This window comes from Blautia sp. AF17-9LB (genome assembly GCF_003479185.1).
In the GTDB taxonomy this organism is placed as follows: domain Bacteria; phylum Bacillota; class Clostridia; order Lachnospirales; family Lachnospiraceae; genus Fusicatenibacter; species Fusicatenibacter saccharivorans.
In genome coordinates this window covers 34,293-51,758 of sequence record NZ_QUGU01000002.1, presented here as the reverse complement: position 1 = coordinate 51,758, position 17,466 = coordinate 34,293, and the positions used below count along the sequence as shown (strand labels likewise).

Annotated in this window: 15 protein-coding genes, 7 tRNA genes and 1 riboswitch; of the genes, 1 reads left to right on the top strand and 21 read right to left on the bottom strand. The window is 50.0% G+C overall.

Annotated elements, in window-relative coordinates; genetic code table 11:
- The 21 genes from DWX00_RS02315 to DWX00_RS02210 all read right to left on the bottom strand — a co-directional run bounded on the left by DWX00_RS02315 (position 1) and on the right by DWX00_RS02210 (position 16,438).
- Complete coding sequence (locus DWX00_RS02315; protein WP_118594603.1) at positions 1–984, bottom strand: DUF1385 domain-containing protein; 984 nt, start codon at positions 982–984, stop codon at positions 1–3.
- Between the two features lie 104 nt (positions 985–1,088).
- Complete coding sequence (gene rpmE / locus DWX00_RS02310) at positions 1,089–1,289, bottom strand: 50S ribosomal protein L31 (RefSeq protein WP_022462139.1); 201 nt, start codon at positions 1,287–1,289, stop codon at positions 1,089–1,091.
- 131 nt (positions 1,290–1,420) lie between these two features.
- A complete protein-coding gene (rho, locus tag DWX00_RS02305; protein ID WP_055227023.1) occupies positions 1,421–3,085 on the bottom strand; it encodes a transcription termination factor Rho in 1,665 nt (554 codons plus the stop codon).
- 133 nt (positions 3,086–3,218) lie between these two features.
- Positions 3,219–3,300 (bottom strand) — tRNA-Leu (locus tag DWX00_RS02300).
- A gap of 69 nt (positions 3,301–3,369) precedes the next feature.
- Positions 3,370–3,442: transfer RNA gene (locus DWX00_RS02295), tRNA-Lys, on the bottom strand.
- An 18-nt stretch (positions 3,443–3,460) separates the two neighbouring features.
- Positions 3,461–3,532 (bottom strand) — tRNA-Gln (locus tag DWX00_RS02290).
- Positions 3,533–3,552: 20 nt separating this feature from the next.
- Positions 3,553–3,626 (bottom strand) — tRNA-His (locus DWX00_RS02285).
- Positions 3,627–3,672: 46 nt separating this feature from the next.
- Positions 3,673–3,746: transfer RNA gene (locus DWX00_RS02280), tRNA-Arg, on the bottom strand.
- Between the two features lie 26 nt (positions 3,747–3,772).
- Positions 3,773–3,843: transfer RNA gene (locus DWX00_RS02275), tRNA-Gly, on the bottom strand.
- Between the two features lie 6 nt (positions 3,844–3,849).
- Positions 3,850–3,924 (bottom strand) — tRNA-Pro (locus DWX00_RS02270).
- Between the two features lie 320 nt (positions 3,925–4,244).
- Positions 4,245–4,730: a metallophosphoesterase family protein gene (locus DWX00_RS02265; protein WP_022462627.1), complete on the bottom strand. Its 486-nt coding sequence runs from the start codon at positions 4,728–4,730 to the stop codon at positions 4,245–4,247.
- A gap of 14 nt (positions 4,731–4,744) precedes the next feature.
- Positions 4,745–5,347 carry an XTP/dITP diphosphatase gene (locus DWX00_RS02260; RefSeq protein WP_022462628.1) on the bottom strand — a complete coding sequence of 201 codons (603 nt, stop codon included), beginning with the start codon at positions 5,345–5,347 and terminating at the stop codon, positions 4,745–4,747.
- 128 nt (positions 5,348–5,475) lie between these two features.
- On the bottom strand, positions 5,476–7,206 hold the full coding sequence (locus DWX00_RS02255; RefSeq protein ID WP_118594602.1) for a carbon starvation CstA family protein: 1,731 nt from the start codon (positions 7,204–7,206) through the stop codon (positions 5,476–5,478).
- Between the two features lie 44 nt (positions 7,207–7,250).
- Positions 7,251–7,775: a hypothetical protein gene (locus DWX00_RS02250; protein ID WP_055219714.1), complete on the bottom strand. Its 525-nt coding sequence runs from the start codon at positions 7,773–7,775 to the stop codon at positions 7,251–7,253.
- 161 nt (positions 7,776–7,936) lie between these two features.
- On the bottom strand, positions 7,937–9,094 hold the full coding sequence (locus DWX00_RS02245; protein WP_118594601.1) for a THUMP domain-containing class I SAM-dependent RNA methyltransferase: 1,158 nt from the start codon (positions 9,092–9,094) through the stop codon (positions 7,937–7,939).
- Positions 9,095–9,110: 16 nt separating this feature from the next.
- Positions 9,111–9,653: a phosphodiesterase gene (gene yfcE / locus DWX00_RS02240; protein ID WP_022462632.1), complete on the bottom strand. Its 543-nt coding sequence runs from the start codon at positions 9,651–9,653 to the stop codon at positions 9,111–9,113.
- Positions 9,654–9,759: 106 nt separating this feature from the next.
- Entirely contained in the window at positions 9,760–10,077 is a 318-nt protein-coding gene (locus DWX00_RS02235; protein WP_022462633.1) for a rhodanese-like domain-containing protein, read from the bottom strand.
- A gap of 119 nt (positions 10,078–10,196) precedes the next feature.
- Positions 10,197–10,397 carry a hypothetical protein gene (locus tag DWX00_RS02230; protein WP_118594600.1) on the bottom strand — a complete coding sequence of 67 codons (201 nt, stop codon included), beginning with the start codon at positions 10,395–10,397 and terminating at the stop codon, positions 10,197–10,199.
- Positions 10,398–10,950: 553 nt separating this feature from the next.
- Positions 10,951–12,315 carry an alanine/glycine:cation symporter family protein gene (locus DWX00_RS02220; RefSeq protein WP_022462635.1) on the bottom strand — a complete coding sequence of 455 codons (1,365 nt, stop codon included), beginning with the start codon at positions 12,313–12,315 and terminating at the stop codon, positions 10,951–10,953.
- Positions 12,316–12,524: 209 nt separating this feature from the next.
- Positions 12,525–12,615, bottom strand: a riboswitch (glycine riboswitch).
- Positions 12,616–12,926: 311 nt separating this feature from the next.
- Positions 12,927–14,636: an ABC transporter ATP-binding protein gene (locus DWX00_RS02215; RefSeq protein WP_118594701.1), complete on the bottom strand. Its 1,710-nt coding sequence runs from the start codon at positions 14,634–14,636 to the stop codon at positions 12,927–12,929.
- Between the two features lie 41 nt (positions 14,637–14,677).
- Entirely contained in the window at positions 14,678–16,438 is a 1,761-nt protein-coding gene (locus DWX00_RS02210) for an ABC transporter ATP-binding protein (protein WP_055219704.1), read from the bottom strand.
- A 137-nt stretch (positions 16,439–16,575) separates the two neighbouring features.
- Between DWX00_RS02210 and DWX00_RS02205 the strand changes: the two genes are divergently transcribed.
- Positions 16,576–17,433: a LysR family transcriptional regulator gene (locus DWX00_RS02205; RefSeq protein WP_118594599.1), complete on the top strand. Its 858-nt coding sequence runs from the start codon at positions 16,576–16,578 to the stop codon at positions 17,431–17,433.
- Positions 17,434–17,466: the final 33 nt, after the last annotated feature.

Sequence of the window (17,466 nt, the reverse complement as noted above, 5' to 3'; positions counted from 1 at the left end):
TCACGGCTCCTCATGTTCTTTCTTTTCGGTTTTGGCCGGGTACGTATAACCAAAGTTTTCGTTCAGGTACGCTCTCCAGTCAAACACAGCCTCCACAGCGGCGATCGCAACCTCTGCCATCTCGGCATCCGGCTCGCGCGTCGTCAGGTGCTGCAGCATCAGGCCCGGTTTACTGATCAGGTTGACCAGTTTATTGTCACTTTTTCCCGCCAGGCGGATAATTTCATACGAAACGCCCGCGATCACCGGAATGAGAAGCAGGCGGATCACAATTTTCAGCACCTGGGAATCGACCCGGATGAACATGAAAAAGATGATGCTGATGACGATGACGTACATAAGAAAGCTCGTTCCGCAGCGCTTGTGCTCCCGGGAACTCTTTAAGACGTTTTCCACGTTCAGTTCCAGACCGTGCTCAACGCAGTTGATGCATTTATGCTCGGCGCCGTGGTACATGAACACGCGCTGAATGTCTTCCATACGGGAAATGGCTGCCAGATAGCCGAGGAACAGTGCCACACGCACAAAGGCCTCTGCCACCGCGGTCAGTGTCGTTCCGGCTCCCGCTTTGTGCAGCAGTTCGGACAGGAAGTACGGCACCATCAGAAAGAGAACGACGGCGATGACAACGGAAAATGTGACGGTTCCGTACATCATCAGCTTGTCTGTCTTTTCTTTTTTCGCTTTCTGCTGCTCCTCTTCCTCTTTCGTCGCCGGCTTTTTCTTTTCCTCCTCCTCGTCCTCATAGAACGAAGCGGAGTACATAAGGGAACTCATGCCGACGATCATCGAATCGGCAAAGCTGAAGACACCGCGCAGAATCGGAACTTTTAAAAGCCCCTTGTGCTTCGTCAGCGGCTTGTGCTGCTCTACTTTAACCTCAATCTCCCCGTCCGGCCGGCGTACTGCGACGGAATAGCGGTCCTTGTTCATCATCATGACGCCTTCCATCACGGCCTGGCCGCCAATATTGGATGATTTCATAATTTACGTTTACCTCCTCAAAGGGGATTTTCTGCATCCGTAACGCAAGAACGGGCTGAGATCTTCCAACCTCAGCCCGTTTTTCATCTTGCTTGATTCAATTCTTATTTCATGCCGTATTTCTTGTTGAACTTCTCGATACGTCCACGAGCTGCAGCAGCTTTCTGCTGGCCAGTGTAGAACGGATGGCATTTAGAACAGATCTCAACGTGGATCTCTTTCTTGGTAGAACCTGTTACGAAAGTATTTCCGCAGTTGCAGGTAACAGTTGCCTGATGGTATTCTGGATGGATTCCTTCTCTCATTTTATTCACCTCTTCTTAATATTGTTATCTTCTCAGATTTACTCTGATGATTTCGTATTTCAGGCTGACAAAATCTCATCAACCTTGCACAGCTTTCTCATTGTATCACACAATTTTGAAAATTGCAAGCCTTATACTATTTTTTGTTTCTTTAAAATTTGAATCAGTTCGCCGTTGTTTCTGGTGCGGGCAAACATGTTCAGAATATTTTCCACGGCTTCCTCGGATTTCATGCCGTTTAATGCTTTCCGCATATTGTAAACGGCCTCCTGCTCATCCGGTGTCAGAAGCAGATCTTCCCTTCTTGTTCCCGATTTGGCTATGTCGATGGCCGGGAAGACGCGGCGTTCCTGCAGTTTCCGGTCGAGCACGAGTTCCATGTTTCCGGTGCCTTTGAATTCCTCGTAAACGACATCGTCCATCTTGCTTCCGGTGTCCACAAGCGCCGTTGCAAGAATCGTCAGGCTTCCGCCCTCGCGCATGTTTCTGGCCGCGCCGAAGAACCGTTTCGGCATGTAGAGTGCTGCCGGATCGAGACCGCCGGAAAGGGTACGGCCGCTCGGCGGAACGGTCAGGTTGTAAGCTCTGGCGAGACGTGTGATGCTGTCGATGAAGATCGTAACGTCTTTTTTACTCTCCACAAGACGTTTCGCGCGCTCAATGACCATCTCGGACACGCGTTTGTGGTGCTCCGGCTGCTCATCGAAGGTGGAATAGATGACTTCCACATTCGATCCCTGAATCGCTTCTTTAATGTCGGTGACCTCCTCCGGACGCTCGTCGATCAGAAGGATGATCAGATACATCTCCGGGTTGTTCCGCAGGATGGATTTTGCCGCATCCTTCAAAAGCGTCGTTTTTCCGGCTTTCGGCGGGGAGACGATCATGCCTCGCTGGCCTTTTCCGATCGGACTTACAAGATCCACGATCCGCATCGCCATGCTTCCGCCCGGGCGCTCAAGGCGCAGCCGCTCATCCGGGAAGACCGGTGTCATATCTTCGAAATTGCCGCGGCGCATGATCTGGTCGAGCGGCAGATTGTTGACGCTCTTTAAGTATAAAAGGGCGCTGAATTTTTCGGTTGCGGACTTTACTCTCGTGTTTCCGCGGATGATATCTCCCGTTTTCAGTCCGAAACGGCGGATTTGGGACGGAGAAACGTAGACATCGCTGTCGCCCGGCATATAGTTGTCGGAGCGGATAAATCCAAATCCGTCCGGCATGACCTCGAGGATGCCGCAGGCCTCCTGGCCGCTGTCGAGCGTGCTGGTTTCCTGACGCGGTTCCTGTCTCGTCTCTGGTCTTGCTTCCTGACGCAGCGGCTCCTGTCTCATTTCCTGCCCTGCTTCCTGACGCGGCTCCTGTCTTTGCTCTTCCTCACGGTTATTCTGATTATAATTCCGTGGTTCCTGAAATCTACGCTCATTGAAACGCGGCGCTCTTGGACGGTACTCCTGGCGCTCTCCGTTTTCACTGCGCTCTTCCCGGCGGACATACCGCGGTCTCTGGTACGGGCGCGCGGTGCCGTTTTCCGAGGTTTCCCGATTCTGGCGCTCCATACCGTCCTCCCGCTTTTCCTGCGGTTCCTGATTCTGATCCTGTACAGTTTCCGTCTTTTTTTCCTCTTTTAGAACCGCCGGCTCTTCCATGTTTTTCTGGTTTTCTTTCTGATCTTCTTCCAGCATCCGCTCAATCAGCGCTTCTTTCCGCAGGGTGGAAATCCCCTTCATGTTTCTGGATTTTGCCAGCGCTTTCAGCATGCTCAAAGGCAATGACTCATACTTTTCTCTTGTCATACCATTTTTCCTCTATCTATTCTCTATTTGATTTTCGGTTCTGTTTGGAGTTTTTAAGATATTTGATGCGCGAATATTTTTGCTGCAATTATTTAGAATCTGATTTTTGTCATTTTACTGCTGTGGATTTTTCTGCGGTTAGTGGGACTCGAACCCACACGCCGAAAGGCACAGGAACCTAAATCCTGCACGTCTGCCAATTCCGTCATAACCGCATATTATTTTTTCAAGAAAAGAAAAACCCCATAGAAAACCTCCATGGGCGTTTTCTATGGGTTATTTAGTGAAGCATCGGGGATTCGAACCCCGGACAACTTGATTAAAAGTCAAGTGCTCTACCGACTGAGCTAATGCTCCGTATACTTTTGCATCCAACTGGGCTAGCTGGATTCGAACCAGCGAATGCAGCAGTCAAAGTGCTGTGCCTTACCGCTTGGCGATAGCCCAATGTTTCGCCTTGCTGGCAGGGTGGATAAAGGGATTCGAACCCTTGGCCTCCAGAGCCACAATCTGGCGCGCTAACCAACTGCGCTATACCCACCATAATTACGACTTACAGTCTTTTTCACTATTTAATTTTAGTGAAGCGTGCTTGGAGGGATTCGAACCCCCGACCCACGGCTTAGAAGGCCGTTGCTCTATCCAACTGAGCTACAAGCACACAGCTTCTACAAAATTGTAGCAGCAAGCGGGTGATGGGAATCGAACCCACGTATCCAGCTTGGAAGGCTGGTGTTCTACCATTGAACTACACCCGCACGACATCGGGGTGACAGGATTCGAACCTGCGACCTCCTGGTCCCAAACCAGGCGCTCTAGCCAAGCTGAGCCACACCCCGTAAACAAGGTTTCCCGATTTGCGTTTAACCCTTTCGCGCTCGACGCAAGATTTATTATATTACATTGTTTTCGGTTTGTCAACACTTTTTTTCATTTTTTTCAAAATGTTTTTTGTGTTGTTTTGTTCTCACCGGACAACAAAGAGATCTTATCATATCTTTTCTCATCTGTCAACACCTAAATTGTATTTTTTTGACAAACTTTTTAAGAATTAGTCAGAACCTGCTCCGGTACTACCCTGTTTTCTTTGGAATAGTCATGTTAGTTGCGATAATTCATTCGATTTCGGGCTGTTTTCCGCCCTTTTTCGACCCGTTTTTTAATCCAGATACTTGATTTCCACCGAAAGCTCATGCTCTTCATTGATCGTCAGCATGGCATAGCTTGGTTTTCTTCCCATCTGACGCGGATACGTGAGGCTGCCCGGATTGACAATCCAGAGATTTCCACGCTTTTCTGCGACCGGCCGGTGCGTATGGCCGAACAGTACGATATCCACACCCCTGGAAAGCGCCTCCGCATAGATTCCCTCCAGGCCGAGCGATACGCCGTAGTTATGACCGTGTGTGATAAAGGCACGGTAATCATCAATGTTCACCTGAATCTCCGCCGGGAGGTTTGAAAACCAGTCATTATTTCCCATGACCATATAGCACGGGCCGTTTACCTTGGATTTGATCAGGTCATCCATCCCTTCCACGTCACCGCAGTGGATCATGCCGTCGAACTCCTCACGTTCCATGGCCTCCTCAAGGTTATACATCCGTCCATGGGTATCGCTCACTATCAGAAATTTCATACTCATTCTCTTCCCTCTTCTTATTTCAAATATGATGCAATCTGTTCTTTCATCGCCGCCAGTGCTTTTCCTCTGTGGCTGACTGCGTTTTTCTCTTCCGGAGAAAGTTCTGCGGTCGTGCGGCTCATATCCGGCAGATAGAAAATCGGGTCATAGCCAAAACCGTTCTCCCCGCGTTCCTCGTAACCGATTTTTCCCTCGATCGTTCCTTTGGTGGTACAGACTGTTCCATCCGGGAAGGCGGCTGCAATCACACAGACGAATCGTGCCGTTCTTTTTTCCACCGGCACGCCCTCCAGGCGGTCAACGAGGCTCTGATTTTTGATGCGGTAGGACGTATCCTCTCCCATATATCTTGCCGAATAGACACCAGGCTCGCCGTTTAAGGCATCCACTTCCAGACCGGAGTCATCCGCCAGCACGATCGTGTCGCCGTCTGTGCATCCGGCAACGGTCTGTGCTTTGATTTTTGCATTCTCCTCAAAGGTTTTGCCGTTCTCATCGATCTCGACCGAAATGCCGGCTTCTTTCATCGAATAAATTTCCACCGGCAGATCCGCAAGGATTTCACGGATTTCTTTCATTTTGCCGGCATTTCCTGTTGCAAATACAATTTTTTTCATAACCGTTTTCCTTCTTTCACGCTGAAATAACTTGCGATCATTATACCGTATGTGTGACGCAAACACAAGAACCCTGTCACAAAAAAAGACCCCCGTTTTATCCGGGAGCCTTTTTTTGTAATCACACATTATTTTGCTTTTTTCTGATTTGCCAGAGTCTTGAATCCATCGAAAGCCAGGATCAGCGCCAGGATGACAAGCAGGCCTGCCAGCACGATACGTGCTACGCACCAGCCGATGCCAACGCCTGCGCCAAGGCCCTTGAAGTTTGCGATCAGGGTCTGTACAAGGGATGTGATGGTTACGATCAGCATGAATACCATCGGGAACAGGAACATTTTGTTGTTTTTGCCGACTTTTCCGAGCCAGGTGGCAACAGCAAGAAGTCCGATGGCTGCCAGCAGCTGGTTGGATGCACCGAACAGCGGCCAGATTTTGGAATAACCGGTCAGGCCAAGGCCGATGCCGAGTACTACGGTGATAACGGTTGATACAACCGGATTGGTCAGAACGGCTTTGTAGCCGGTTGCCTCTTTGTAAGTCTGTCCCGGCTCAAGCCAGAACTCCTGGAACATGTATCTTGCCAGACGGGTTGCGGTATCCAGAGAAGTCAGGCAGAATACCGATACAGTCAGAACCAGCAGAGAGTACAGTACATGGGTCGATCCGCCAAGTCCCGGAATGGTTGCTACCATCTCGGAGATACCGGTTGCAAATACAGCGGTCGGAACAACGGTGGTTCCGTCTGCGTATCTGGACCAGATGTAGCCGACTGCACACAGAGATACGATTGCAAGTGCACACTCAATCAGCATACCGCCGTATGCGATCGGGCGGGCATTTTTCTCATTGTCAAGCTGTTTCGATGTAGTTCCTGAACCAACGAGTGAATGGAATCCGGAAATTGCTCCGCAGGCGATGGTTACGAACAGGGCCGGGAACATAAATCCAAGAGAACTTCCGGTCGGAGCCAGCGTATCTTTGAATCCGGTGAATGCCGGGATATCCAGGGATGCATGGCCCATCAGAGCACTTCCGATGACACCGGCAGCGGCTACGATCATCATGAAGTACAGAAGGAAGGAGCTTAAGTAGTCACGCGGCTGAAGCAGAATCCAGACCGGTGCAACAGAAGCTACGGTGATATAGATACCAACGATTACCATCCATGCTGTCTCGGAGAGATAGATCGGATGGAAGTTTAATCCAACAACAACGCAGACAACAATAGCTGCAACGCCTGCGATGGTGGAAACGCCAAGAGATACATTTCTTCTGTATACCATGAAACCGAACACAACGGCGAGTACGATGAACAGAATGGAAATCATAGCGGTTGTTGCATTTGCAGAACTTGCTGCCACATCGACAGCGCCGCTCTCGGTATAGGCTGCCTTGAAGGTATTGGCAACGATGGAACCGAAGGCTGCAACAACAAGAATCAGGGTCAGGTAAGCGAAGACGATAAAGAGTTTTTTCGCTTTACTTCCCATGGTGTCTGCGATAACCTCGCCGATGGACTGTCCTTTGTGGCGCAGGGATGCAAACAGTGCGCCGTAATCATGAACGCCTCCAAAAAAGATACCGCCGATGAGTACCCATAAAAGAACCGGAACCCATCCAAAGACAGCGGCCTGAATCGGTCCGTTGATCGGGCCTGCGCCTGCGATGGATGAGAAGTGATGTCCCATTAAGACAGGAGCTTTGGCAGGAACGTAGTCCACACCGTCCTCCTCGGTGAATGCAGGGGTTTTCCGTTTCGGATCAACGCCCCACTGCCCGGCAAGCCATTTTCCGTAGAATACGTATCCGGCGATCAGAATGCCGATTCCGACAACCAGTACAAGAATACTATTCATTTGTTTTTTCCTCCCTCTTTTTGGTAGAATAAATTTATAGATAACTAAGATCGGAACATCTTAGCATACCCCTTTACCAATTCCCAAGCCGCCCGGTTTCCAAACACTTTCTGTTCTGCCGTATCAAAGACGAGCAGCCGCACCTGACAGTAGCCTCTCAAAGAAAACCGGTAATTTTTATAATACTTATATTTTCGGATTTTCTTCTTTACGCTGTCCGCAACCGGTTTGTCCGCAAAAAAAATACCGGTGACCAGCGTGTACATGTGGTCGGTATCCGGTACTTCCTTCCCCTCGCGAACCACCTTTGGCTCTATCCATTCTGTCAGGTCCGTCAGAAATGTTTCGACGTCCTGGTCGTTCAGTTCTTCCACCGCTTTAAAATACGCATGCTCATGACAGCTGATCCTCCACAGCTCTGCTTTCTTTGAGAGCACGTATTTTGCGCCGCTCTCGTGGTAGCTTGCACAGGCATCGTATGTATGGCCGTTTACTTCGGACGGCTTTACGATATCGTAGCTCCTCTCGTAGGAATGCAGCAGCCTGTCTCTGATCTCCTGTCCGTTCATGGTTTCCTCCGCTTGATGAAAAAATTTCGCATGAGGACAGTTTAGCACAGTAGTGCAGTGATTTCAAGAAAATATTAAACTTTTCTAAAATTCTTCTTTTAATTTTTGTTATCAAAAAGGAGCAACGCCAAAAATCATTCGGCATTGCTCCTCCATTTGTATTATTTCTGTTCTTTTTCCCGGCGCGGCGGCTTCGGTCCCGCGTACTGGTAAAAGTAGGTTTTCAGCATTCCATTGTAAATTTTACGGTTTTTATCCGCCTTTTTGCCGAGATACCGCTCGGCATCCTCGTAGCTCGTGATCAGATACATCGACCAGGAATCGAGAGCGCGGTACCGCTCTCCTAATGTCTGATACAGGGCCGGAAGATCTTTTTTGTCCTCCAGGCGCTCACCGTACGGCGGGTTGGTAATCAGAAAACCGTATTTTTTCGGGTGCGACAGCTCGGCAACCGGACGCTGCTGGAAATGGATCAGGTGATCCACACCGGCCAGCTTTGCGTTCTCTCTGGCACTCTTGATGACATCTCCGTCGATATCAAAGCCCTGAATATCTGTCTCAATATCGTTCCGGATCCGGTAGCGTGCATCCTCCGCCGCATCCATCCAGCATTTTTTCGGCACGAGGTGCGTCCACTGCTCCGCAAGGAAAGAACGGTTGAGACCCGGTGCAATATCGGCCGCCATCATGGCCGCCTCGATCGGGAACGTACCGCTTCCGCAGAACGGATCGACAAGAATCCGGTCACCCTTCCACGGAGTCAGCATGATAAGTGCTGCGGCAAGGGTCTCGGTGATCGGCGCTTTCGCGGTCAGCTTGCGGTAGCCTCTCTTATGAAGGGAAACGCCGGAGGTATCGAGTCCGATCGTAACCTCGTCTTTTAAAATCGAAACACGGATCGGGTACTGTGCACCGTCCTCCGGGAACCACTCCATGTGGTAGACCTGTTTCAATCGCTCGACAATCGCTTTTTTCATGATCGACTGGATATCGGACGGGCTGAAGAGCTTACTCTTGATGGAGTTTGCCTTCGTTACCCAGAACTTTCCGTTTTTCGGGATAAATTTCTCCCACTGGAGCGCTTTTGTCGCTTCAAAGAGTTCATCGTACGTCTCGGCGTGGACCTGTCCTACTTTGAGCAGGATACGCTCTGTCGTGCGAAGGAACAGGTTGGCGTAGGCGATTCCCTCTGCATCTGCAAGAAACGTTACTTTTCCATCCTCCACGCGCTCGATTTCGTAGCCGAGGTCGAGAATTTCACGTTTCATCACCGCCTCCAGGCCGAAGTGGCACGGGGCGATCAATTCATATAATTCCATACTCTCCCGTCCCCTCTTATAATGTGAGCTGTTTTACGACGGTGCCGTCAAAGCCTTTGATCGTAAATACGCCGTCCTCGAGGATTGCATAGGTCGGGATATTGCCCTCTTTCGGCAGAGATACAGAACCCGGGTTCAGAAAGGTGTGTGCGCCTTTTTTCTCGGCACGCAGGACGTGGGTATGGCCGTACAGGAAGATATCTCCATCCATCAGCGGCGGCAGATTCTGCTCATTGTAGATGTGGCCATGGCTCATATAGAAGGTATGGCCTCCCTCGATCAGGATGCCGTAATCTGCCAGCACCGGGAACTCCAGTACCATCTGATCTACTTCTGCGTCGCAGTTTCCGCGCACGTTGGTGAGGTACTGTTTTTTCTCATTCAGCATGGCGATGACCTGTTTCGGTGCGTATTCTTTTGGAAGATCGTTTCTCGGGCCGTGATAGAGAAGGTCGCCTAACAGAAACAGGCGGCTTGCGCCCTCTGCCTCGAAGGCTTCCAGCATTTTTCTGCAGTAATAGGCAGAACCGTGAATATCAGATGCAAACATGTATTTCATATCGTGATCTCTCTTTCGTTTTGTGGTTTGGTTTTGTATTGTTTTCTGTTTCATCTTACCGTATCTTTTCCCGCTTGACAAGAAGAAATGTTGGATTGCCGCCCCCTTACAGTTCTTCTCCCGCCACCAGATATCGTCCGCGGTATGCATGCATTCCGCCGATGACCGTTTTGACCTCGTATCCGTTCTCCGCCAGCCGCTTTCCCTCCGCCATGCTCGCGGCACCCCGCTCACAGCAGATCACAAGAATTTTGTCCCGCGGCAGACAGACCCGTTCGAGCAGATGGTCATAGGGAAGATTCACCGCTCCTTTCACATGCCCTTTTTCGTATTCCCGCCGGTTCCGCACATCGATGATCATCGCCCACGGTTTTCCCACGTACCAGTCCAGCTGGTCTGCCGCCAGCAGTGTCATGCCTGCCATATCCTGGTCCCCCTCTCCGGATCTGACTTTCTCTCCTGTTTTATATGTATGCAGAAACCGGCGGCAGAGTCCGTATGGGACCCTCCGCCGGCTTTTTCTGCTGGAATCCCAAGGTTTACTTAGTATTTTTCATACTCATCCTTCTCGTCCTGCTCCCGGTTCTGCTGACCGTAGGATGACATCTCACGGTCTTTCACATGATTGCAGTCTCTGCTGTTCTTCTTGTTTTTGCTGTATTCGCTTTTCTCGTATCCGTTTTTGCTGTACTCGTTTTTGCTGTATTCATTTTTGCTGTATTCATTTTTGCTGTTTCTGGTCATAATCTTGTTTCCTCCTGAATGTTTTTTTGTCCTGCGACATCCTTTAGTATCGCTTTTTCCGCGCAGATTATGCATCCAGAACCCTGTTTTTCCACGGTATCTGTTCCAAAGTGGGGAATGCAAGCCCAAAAATACAGTGTTTTTCCTGCTTTCGGACCACTGCTTTCCAAATTGTGGTAATTTTTTCCAACTTTTGAATTTCGATGTTGCTTTTTCCCGTTATCTGTATTATAATCAATTTTGTAAAAGAATTTACCCTTCATAAATTTTTTTACAATTAATAACCCCTTATTAATTATTTATACTCCCCTTGAAAGATCGGTAGCTCCCCTGCCGGTCTTTCTTTTTGCAATTATTCAGAGCCATGCAAAATTTCAAGAAGAACTGTGAGTCATGCTCGCATGAACGAACAGTTCTTCTTGAAATTTTATATGGCGAGAAGCCACATCGAGATGCAGCGCAGCGGAATCGAGATGTGGCTCTGAATAATTGCAAAAAGGAGGAAAGTCTGCATCAGCAGACTTTCCTCCTTTTTCCCGTTCTGTATATATGATTAGAATTCTACTTTTTCACCTTTTGCCGCTTTTGCTACGGTTCCTGCGAGGACGATCAACGCCATGAGGTTTGGAATTACCATCAGGCCGTTAAAGAGGTCTGACAGGTTCCATACGAGATCCACTTTCAGCAGAGAGCCGAGGAAAACGAACACAACGACGATCAGCGAGAACGGAACGACTGCTTTCTTTCCGAACAGATACTGTACGTTCTGTCTTGCGAAAAAGTACCATCCGACGATGGTCGAGAATGCAAAGAACAGAAGACAGATCGCTACGAACGCCGGTCCGAAGCCTTTGAGGCCGGTTCGGAATGCCGCCTGTGCGACCGGGGTTCCTTTAACACCGGTACTCATCATCTCTTCCAGAACGCCGGAAGAAAGAATAACGAGAGCGGTCATGGTCAGGACAACGAAGGTATCAATAAAGACACCGATCATCGCTACTTCACCCTGATCCTCCGGGTTCTCGACATCGGCAATCGCATGGGCATGCGGGGTGGAACCCATACCGGCTTCATTAGAGAAGAGGCCTCGGGCAACACCGTAACGCATGGCTTTCCGCACGGTAATACCGGCTGCTGCACCAAATACGGCGTCCGGACGGAATGCACAGATAAAGATCGAAGCAATCGCTGACGGCACATGCTGGATGTTGATCAGAATAACAACAAGGGCTCCGACGAGATACAGTGCTGCCATCACCGGAACAACTTTTTCGGTGAAGGATGCGATACGGGAGATACCTCCGATGAAAATGAATGCGGCGAGAACGGCTACAATCACACCCATCACCCATTTCGGTACGGAAAATGCGGTGTAGAACGCATCACTGATGGAGTTCGACTGTACCATATTTCCCATAAAGCCAAGCGCCAGAATAACGGCTACGGCAAAGAAGCCTGCCAGTGCTTTTCCAAACGTTCCCTTGAATGCGTGGGTAATGTAGTAAACCGGTCCTCCGATGACTTCTCCGTTCTCATCGCGGCGTTTGGAGATCTGCGCGAGATACGCCTCGCCGTAGATCGTTGCCATGCCGAAGAACGCAGCAAGCCACATCCAGAAGATGGCTCCCGGGCCGCCGGATACGAGTGCGGTCGCACATCCTGCGATGTTTCCGGTTCCGACCTGTGCGGCGATCGCTGTTGCAAGCGCCTGGAAGGAAGTCATGCCGTCTTTTCCGGCCTTCTTACCCTTTAACGAGAAACCGCCGAAGACGCGGTTCCACGCGGTCTTAAACTTTCTTACCTGTACAAAGCGGGTCCGAACAGAGAAATAAACTCCCGTACCTACCAGCAGAAACAGCAGTACGCTGTTCCAGAGCACATCACTAATCTGCGCAATTGCCTGATTCAATGCATCCATTTTCTTTTCTCCCTTTCCATTCGACGTATGGTCTGAACGATGTGGATCACACATCCGCACCGTTTTGAGAAAAAAAATACCATCTCCTGCGGGACTTTTCCTGCAGAACATGGCTCTGATTGAAAAATACAGCAAAAAACCGCGCTTCCGGAATTTTTTCGTTTCTGCGCACCGCTTTTTTTGTTCCGCGGCTGTTCTTCTTCTGTATCTTTTTTGACTCTGTCCTTTTGCCTGAGAGATTCTGCATCGCTGCATTGCACCTTCGGCACTCTTTTCAAGAGCTTCTCCAGAGACCACTCCGTTTTTAGTCCTCGCCGTCTCCCGTCCGTTCTTGTTTTAAGAAGAGAACCAGCACCTGAAAGTTTTACTTCTTCGGTCGTGCACCTTTCAAAAATTAAATTTCCAAAGGCTCTCCGCACATTTTCTAAAAACTTCTACGTCTTTTTTTATTTTTGTAAAACTATAGCACCTGTGATAGGATTCGTCAATACCCCATGCCGTATTTTTTTCAGAATATTGCAAAAACATATAAAAAATCAGCAGATCTGCGCGCGCACGCCTCAAAATCGCATGCGCGGCACAGATCTGCTGTTCTCTTTTCCAAATATCTTTTATGACGCCTGGAACTGGCTGTTGTACAGATTGTAGTAGAAGCCTTTCTTCTCAAGAAGCTCCTCATGGCGTCCCTGCTCGATAATCTTTCCGTCTTTCATGACGAGGATCAGCGAAGCATTGCGGATCGTGGACAGACGGTGGGCAACGACGAAACTCGTTCTGCCCTGCATCAGCTTGTCAAACGCCTCCTGAACCTGCAGTTCGGTACGGGTATCGATGCTGGAGGTCGCCTCGTCGAGGATCAGCATCGGCGGCAGGCAGAGCATGACACGGGTGATACAAAGAAGCTGTTTCTGCCCCTGGCTGATGCTGTCTTCGCTGAGAACCGTGTCAAGTCCCTTCGGCAGACGCTTGATAAACTCCCAGCTGTGTGCCTCTTTGGCCGCATTGATGATCTCCTCTTCCGTCGCATCCGGCTTTCCGAAGCTGATGTTGTCGCGCACGGTTCCCTGTTTGATCCAGGTATCCTGCAGCACCATACCAAAGCAGCTGCGGAGCGCATGGCGGGACAGTTCGTCGATCGGCTTTCCGTCGATGCAGACCTTTCCGGCATCGACATCATAGAAGCGCATCAGCAGGTTGATAAACGTCGTCTTTCCGCATCCGGTCGGGCCGACAATGGCAACACGCATGCCCGGCTGTACGTCAAGATTAAAGTTCTCGATCAGTTTTTTCTCTTTGTCATAACTAAATGCTACATCATCGATCGTCACATTTCCCGTCACGGTACCGATCATTCCGGCCGGGTCTGCACTCTCCTCTTTCTCTTCCAGAAGAGCAAAGATACGGCCTGCGCAGGCAAGCGCGTTCTGCATCTCGGTGATAACGGAACTGATATCATTGAACGGTTTCATATACTGGTTTGCGTACGACAGCAGAACGGAAAGTCCGCCGACAGTCAGCGCACCGCCCGGGATCATGAAAGCTCCCACAAGGGCAACACCGGCATAGATCACGTTGTTGACAAAACGGGTAGACGGGTTCGTTAAGGAACTGTAGAACACGGCCTGCTGGCTGTATTTCTGCAGATCTTTGTTGATCTCTGCAAAACGCTCGGAAGCTTTTTCCTCATAGCCGAACGCTTTGACTACTTTCTGGTTTCCGATCATCTCATCGATGAGTGCGGTCTGTTTTCCTCTCGTCTCACTCTGTTTCTGGAACATTTTGAACGAGCGGCCGGAAATAAATTTTGCCACGAAGAAGCTCAGAGGTGTCAGGCAGATCACAAGAAGGGTGATCCATACGTTCTTCGAGAACATGAAAAACAGTGTCACAATAATGGTTACGATGCCGGAGAACAGCTGCGTAAAGCCAAGCAGAAGACCGTCCGATAAGATATCGGTATCTGCGATAACACGGCTTACGATGTCTCCGGAGCTGTGCTGATCCAGATAGGACAGCGGCAGCACCTGGATATGACGGATCGCCTGGGAACGAAGGTCGCGCACGATGCGGTACGTCATACGGTTGTTGATCAGGTTCATGATCCATGCGGAAAGTGCGGAAACGAGGGTAAAGAATACGATTCGTTTCAGATAGAACCACATCTCCGGGAAATTGACCTGGTGGGCTGCAACGACCTCATCGATCGCATCGCCGAACAGGATCGGAATATAAAGCTGTAAAATAACGGTAACCGCAGCCAGGACAATACTAAGGCCTAAGAAAATTTTATAATTTCCGATAAACGCCATCAGCTTTTTCATGACCTGCATGCCGCTTTTTCCGGACTTGTTTTCTGTCTTTTTCATGCGATCACCCCGCTTTCGTTGTTATAAGCTGCACGCTCTTCCGGGAACTGGGAGAAGTAAATCTCGCGGTAAACCTCGCAGGTTTTCATCAGCTCGTCGTGTGTGCCGTTTCCTTCGAGCGTACCATTTCCAAGGACGAGGATCTGGTCTGCCTGACGGATGCCGGCGATTCGCTGGGATACGAGGAAGGTTGTCGTGTTTCCTTCGAGATTGTGGACGGCTTTGCGGAGTTTTGCATCCGTTGCAAAGTCAAGCGCACTCGAGCTGTCGTCCAGAATCAGGATTTCCGGTTTTTTTACCAGCGCACGCGCAATAGAAAGACGCTGTTTCTGTCCGCCGGAGAGGTTCTTTCCATTCTGCTCCAGCATAAAATCGAGCTGATCCTGTTTGCCTTCTACGACTTCTTTCGCCTGGGCTGTGGTGAGCGCCTCCCAGATTTCTGCATCGGTGGCGTCCTCTTTGCCCCACTTCATATTGTCGCGGATGCTGCCTTTAAAGAGCACTGCTCTCTGCTGAACAACACCGACTTTATTGCAGAGCTCTTCTTTCGTGTAATTCTTTACATTCTCGCCGTCTACCATGACGTCACCGCTGGTCGCATCGTAGAAACGGGAAATCAGGCTGACCAGCGTCGATTTTCCGCTTCCGGTACCGCCGATGATTCCGATGGTCTGTCCGCGTTTTGCGGTAAAGCTGATATCCGATAAGCTCTCTGCGCCGGCTCCTGCATAGGTGAAGCTGACATTTTTAAATGTAACAGCTGCATCGCCAGTTACTTTCTTTGCAGCGCCGCCTTTTGCCGGGTAGTTCATGGTTGTCGGAACCGCCAGTACGCCGGAGACACGCTCTGCACAGGCAACGGATTTGTTTAAGGTGATGATGAGCGATGCCAGTTTGATCAGTTCCACGATGATCTGCAGCATGTAGTTGTAAAGTGCGACAACCTGTCCCTGCTGCATACTGCCGATGTTAACCTGAAGGCCTGCCTGCCAGATCAGGACAACGGCTGCGATGTTGATGAGGACATAGGTCAGCGGATTTAACAGTGCGGAAATTTTTCCGACAAACTCGTTCAGACAAGTCAGCTCATCGTTGCTCTTTTCGAAATCGGCAACAGACTGCTCCTCACGGCAGAACGCACGGATGACACGGACACCGTTCAGATTTTCTCTTGTCATTCCGGTGACGCGGTCGAGTGCCGCCTGTACCTTTTTGAACAGCGGGATGCTGACCAGCATAATGCCGAATACAGCAACGAACAGGATCGGAATAGTAACCAGGAATACGATGGCACATTTTACGTTGACGGTAAATGCCATCACAACGGAACCGAATACGATAAACGGACTCCGCAGCAGCAGACGCAGACCCATGTTGATTCCGTTCTGCACCTGGTTGATATCGTTGATCAGACGGGTGATCAGCGTATCGGTTCCAATGGTATCCAGCTCCGTAAAGGACAGAGCCTGGATGTGATCAAAGACCGCCTGGCGAAGCTCGGTTGCACAGCCGACGCTCGCTTTTGCCGCGAAATACTGCGCGGTGAAGCTGCAGCAAAGTCCGACTGCCGCCATCAGAACGAGGATTCCAAAACGGCTGACGATGTACGGACGGTTATTGCCTGCGATACCCACATCGATGATCTGGGCAACAACCATCGGCACCAGAAGGTCGAATACGACTTCCAGAAGCTTGAACAAAGGAGCGATGATGCTCTCTTTTTTGTAGTGCTTCAAGTAGACTCCAAGACTTTTCATCTTCTTTTTCACTCTCCATTTCTTTGTTTCTTGACATTGACAGTATAATCTCATATGATTAATACGAATAGTATTGTTTTTATAGCTTAGTGATATAATTTTAATATCATAGATAATTTCACGAAAGGAAGTCTCTTATGGAACTGCGCCAGCTTGAATATTTCCGCGTCATCGCCGAAACCGAAAGTATTCACGAGGCCGCCCGCCGCCTCAACATGTCCCAGCCGCCGCTCAGCTACCAGTTAAAACAGCTCGAAACGGAACTGAACGTCATCCTGTTTGAACGCACCCGCCAGGGTGTCCGTCTGACGGAGGCCGGAAAACTGCTGTACGACCGCTCCGCCAGCCTGCTCGAGTACGTGAAATCGACGGAGCTTGAGGTCGCAAAGGTCGGCAAAAAGCGGGTTCTCCGACTTGGCATCACACCGACCACAGTTGCGACAATCATGCCGTGTGTCTCGCTTTTTTCCCGCCGCAATCCCGACGTCAACTTCGAAGTACATGACGGCATCACCTACACCCTGTACCGCTATCTGATGGACGGCATCATTGATATTTCCATTGCCCGCACGCCGCTGCGGCTCGATGATGTCGACTATAAAATTTTAAGCTCTGAACCTATGATTGCCGTTTCTTCCAAAGATATGCTTCCCGAGAAGAACGGAGCGCTAAAACTTTCGGACCTTTTAAATATTCCACTTATCATCTACCGCCGGTACGAGGCACTTATCATGGATGCATTCCACTCGCGCGGCATGGAACCGGATCTCTTCTGTGTCTGCGACGATCCCCGCGGCGCGATGCTCTGGGCAAAGGAAGGCCTTGCTACTGCCATTTTCCCGCAGTCCATGAGCTCTCTCTGCCAGGGACTCCGCATCCAGCCGCTCGCAGAAAGCGACCTGGAAACGCAGATCGCCGTGATCTGGAAAAAGGGGCGGAAACTCTCTCCGCTTCTGCAGGACTTTGTCGATGCCTGCATGGAGAGCATATTATAATAGAAGAAGTCCGCTGCGCCGGTCTCTTTTTCA

What these genes read in the sequence shown, in the direction of transcription:
- DWX00_RS02210 (WP_055219704.1), bottom strand. Translation starts at nt 16,438, where the DNA reads ATGAAAAGTCTTGGAGTCTACTTGAAGCACTACAAAAAAGAGAGCATC.
- DWX00_RS02230 (WP_118594600.1), bottom strand. Translation starts at nt 10,397, where the DNA reads ATGACCAGAAACAGCAAAAATGAATACAGCAAAAATGAATACAGCAAA.
- rpmE (WP_022462139.1), bottom strand. Translation starts at nt 1,289, where the DNA reads ATGAGAGAAGGAATCCATCCAGAATACCATCAGGCAACTGTTACCTGC.
- DWX00_RS02255 (WP_118594602.1), bottom strand. Translation starts at nt 7,206, where the DNA reads ATGAATAGTATTCTTGTACTGGTTGTCGGAATCGGCATTCTGATCGCC.
- DWX00_RS02220 (WP_022462635.1), bottom strand. Translation starts at nt 12,315, where the DNA reads ATGGATGCATTGAATCAGGCAATTGCGCAGATTAGTGATGTGCTCTGG.
- DWX00_RS02205 (WP_118594599.1), top strand. Translation starts at nt 16,576, where the DNA reads ATGGAACTGCGCCAGCTTGAATATTTCCGCGTCATCGCCGAAACCGAA.
- DWX00_RS02265 (WP_022462627.1), bottom strand. Translation starts at nt 4,730, where the DNA reads ATGAGTATGAAATTTCTGATAGTGAGCGATACCCATGGACGGATGTAT.
- DWX00_RS02245 (WP_118594601.1), bottom strand. Translation starts at nt 9,094, where the DNA reads ATGGAATTATATGAATTGATCGCCCCGTGCCACTTCGGCCTGGAGGCG.
- DWX00_RS02215 (WP_118594701.1), bottom strand. Translation starts at nt 14,636, where the DNA reads ATGAAAAAGCTGATGGCGTTTATCGGAAATTATAAAATTTTCTTAGGC.
- DWX00_RS02250 (WP_055219714.1), bottom strand. Translation starts at nt 7,775, where the DNA reads ATGAACGGACAGGAGATCAGAGACAGGCTGCTGCATTCCTACGAGAGG.
- rho (WP_055227023.1), bottom strand. Translation starts at nt 3,085, where the DNA reads ATGACAAGAGAAAAGTATGAGTCATTGCCTTTGAGCATGCTGAAAGCG.
- DWX00_RS02315 (WP_118594603.1), bottom strand. Translation starts at nt 984, where the DNA reads ATGAAATCATCCAATATTGGCGGCCAGGCCGTGATGGAAGGCGTCATG.
- yfcE (WP_022462632.1), bottom strand. Translation starts at nt 9,653, where the DNA reads ATGAAATACATGTTTGCATCTGATATTCACGGTTCTGCCTATTACTGC.
- DWX00_RS02260 (WP_022462628.1), bottom strand. Translation starts at nt 5,347, where the DNA reads ATGAAAAAAATTGTATTTGCAACAGGAAATGCCGGCAAAATGAAAGAA.
- DWX00_RS02235 (WP_022462633.1), bottom strand. Translation starts at nt 10,077, where the DNA reads ATGGCAGGCATGACACTGCTGGCGGCAGACCAGCTGGACTGGTACGTG.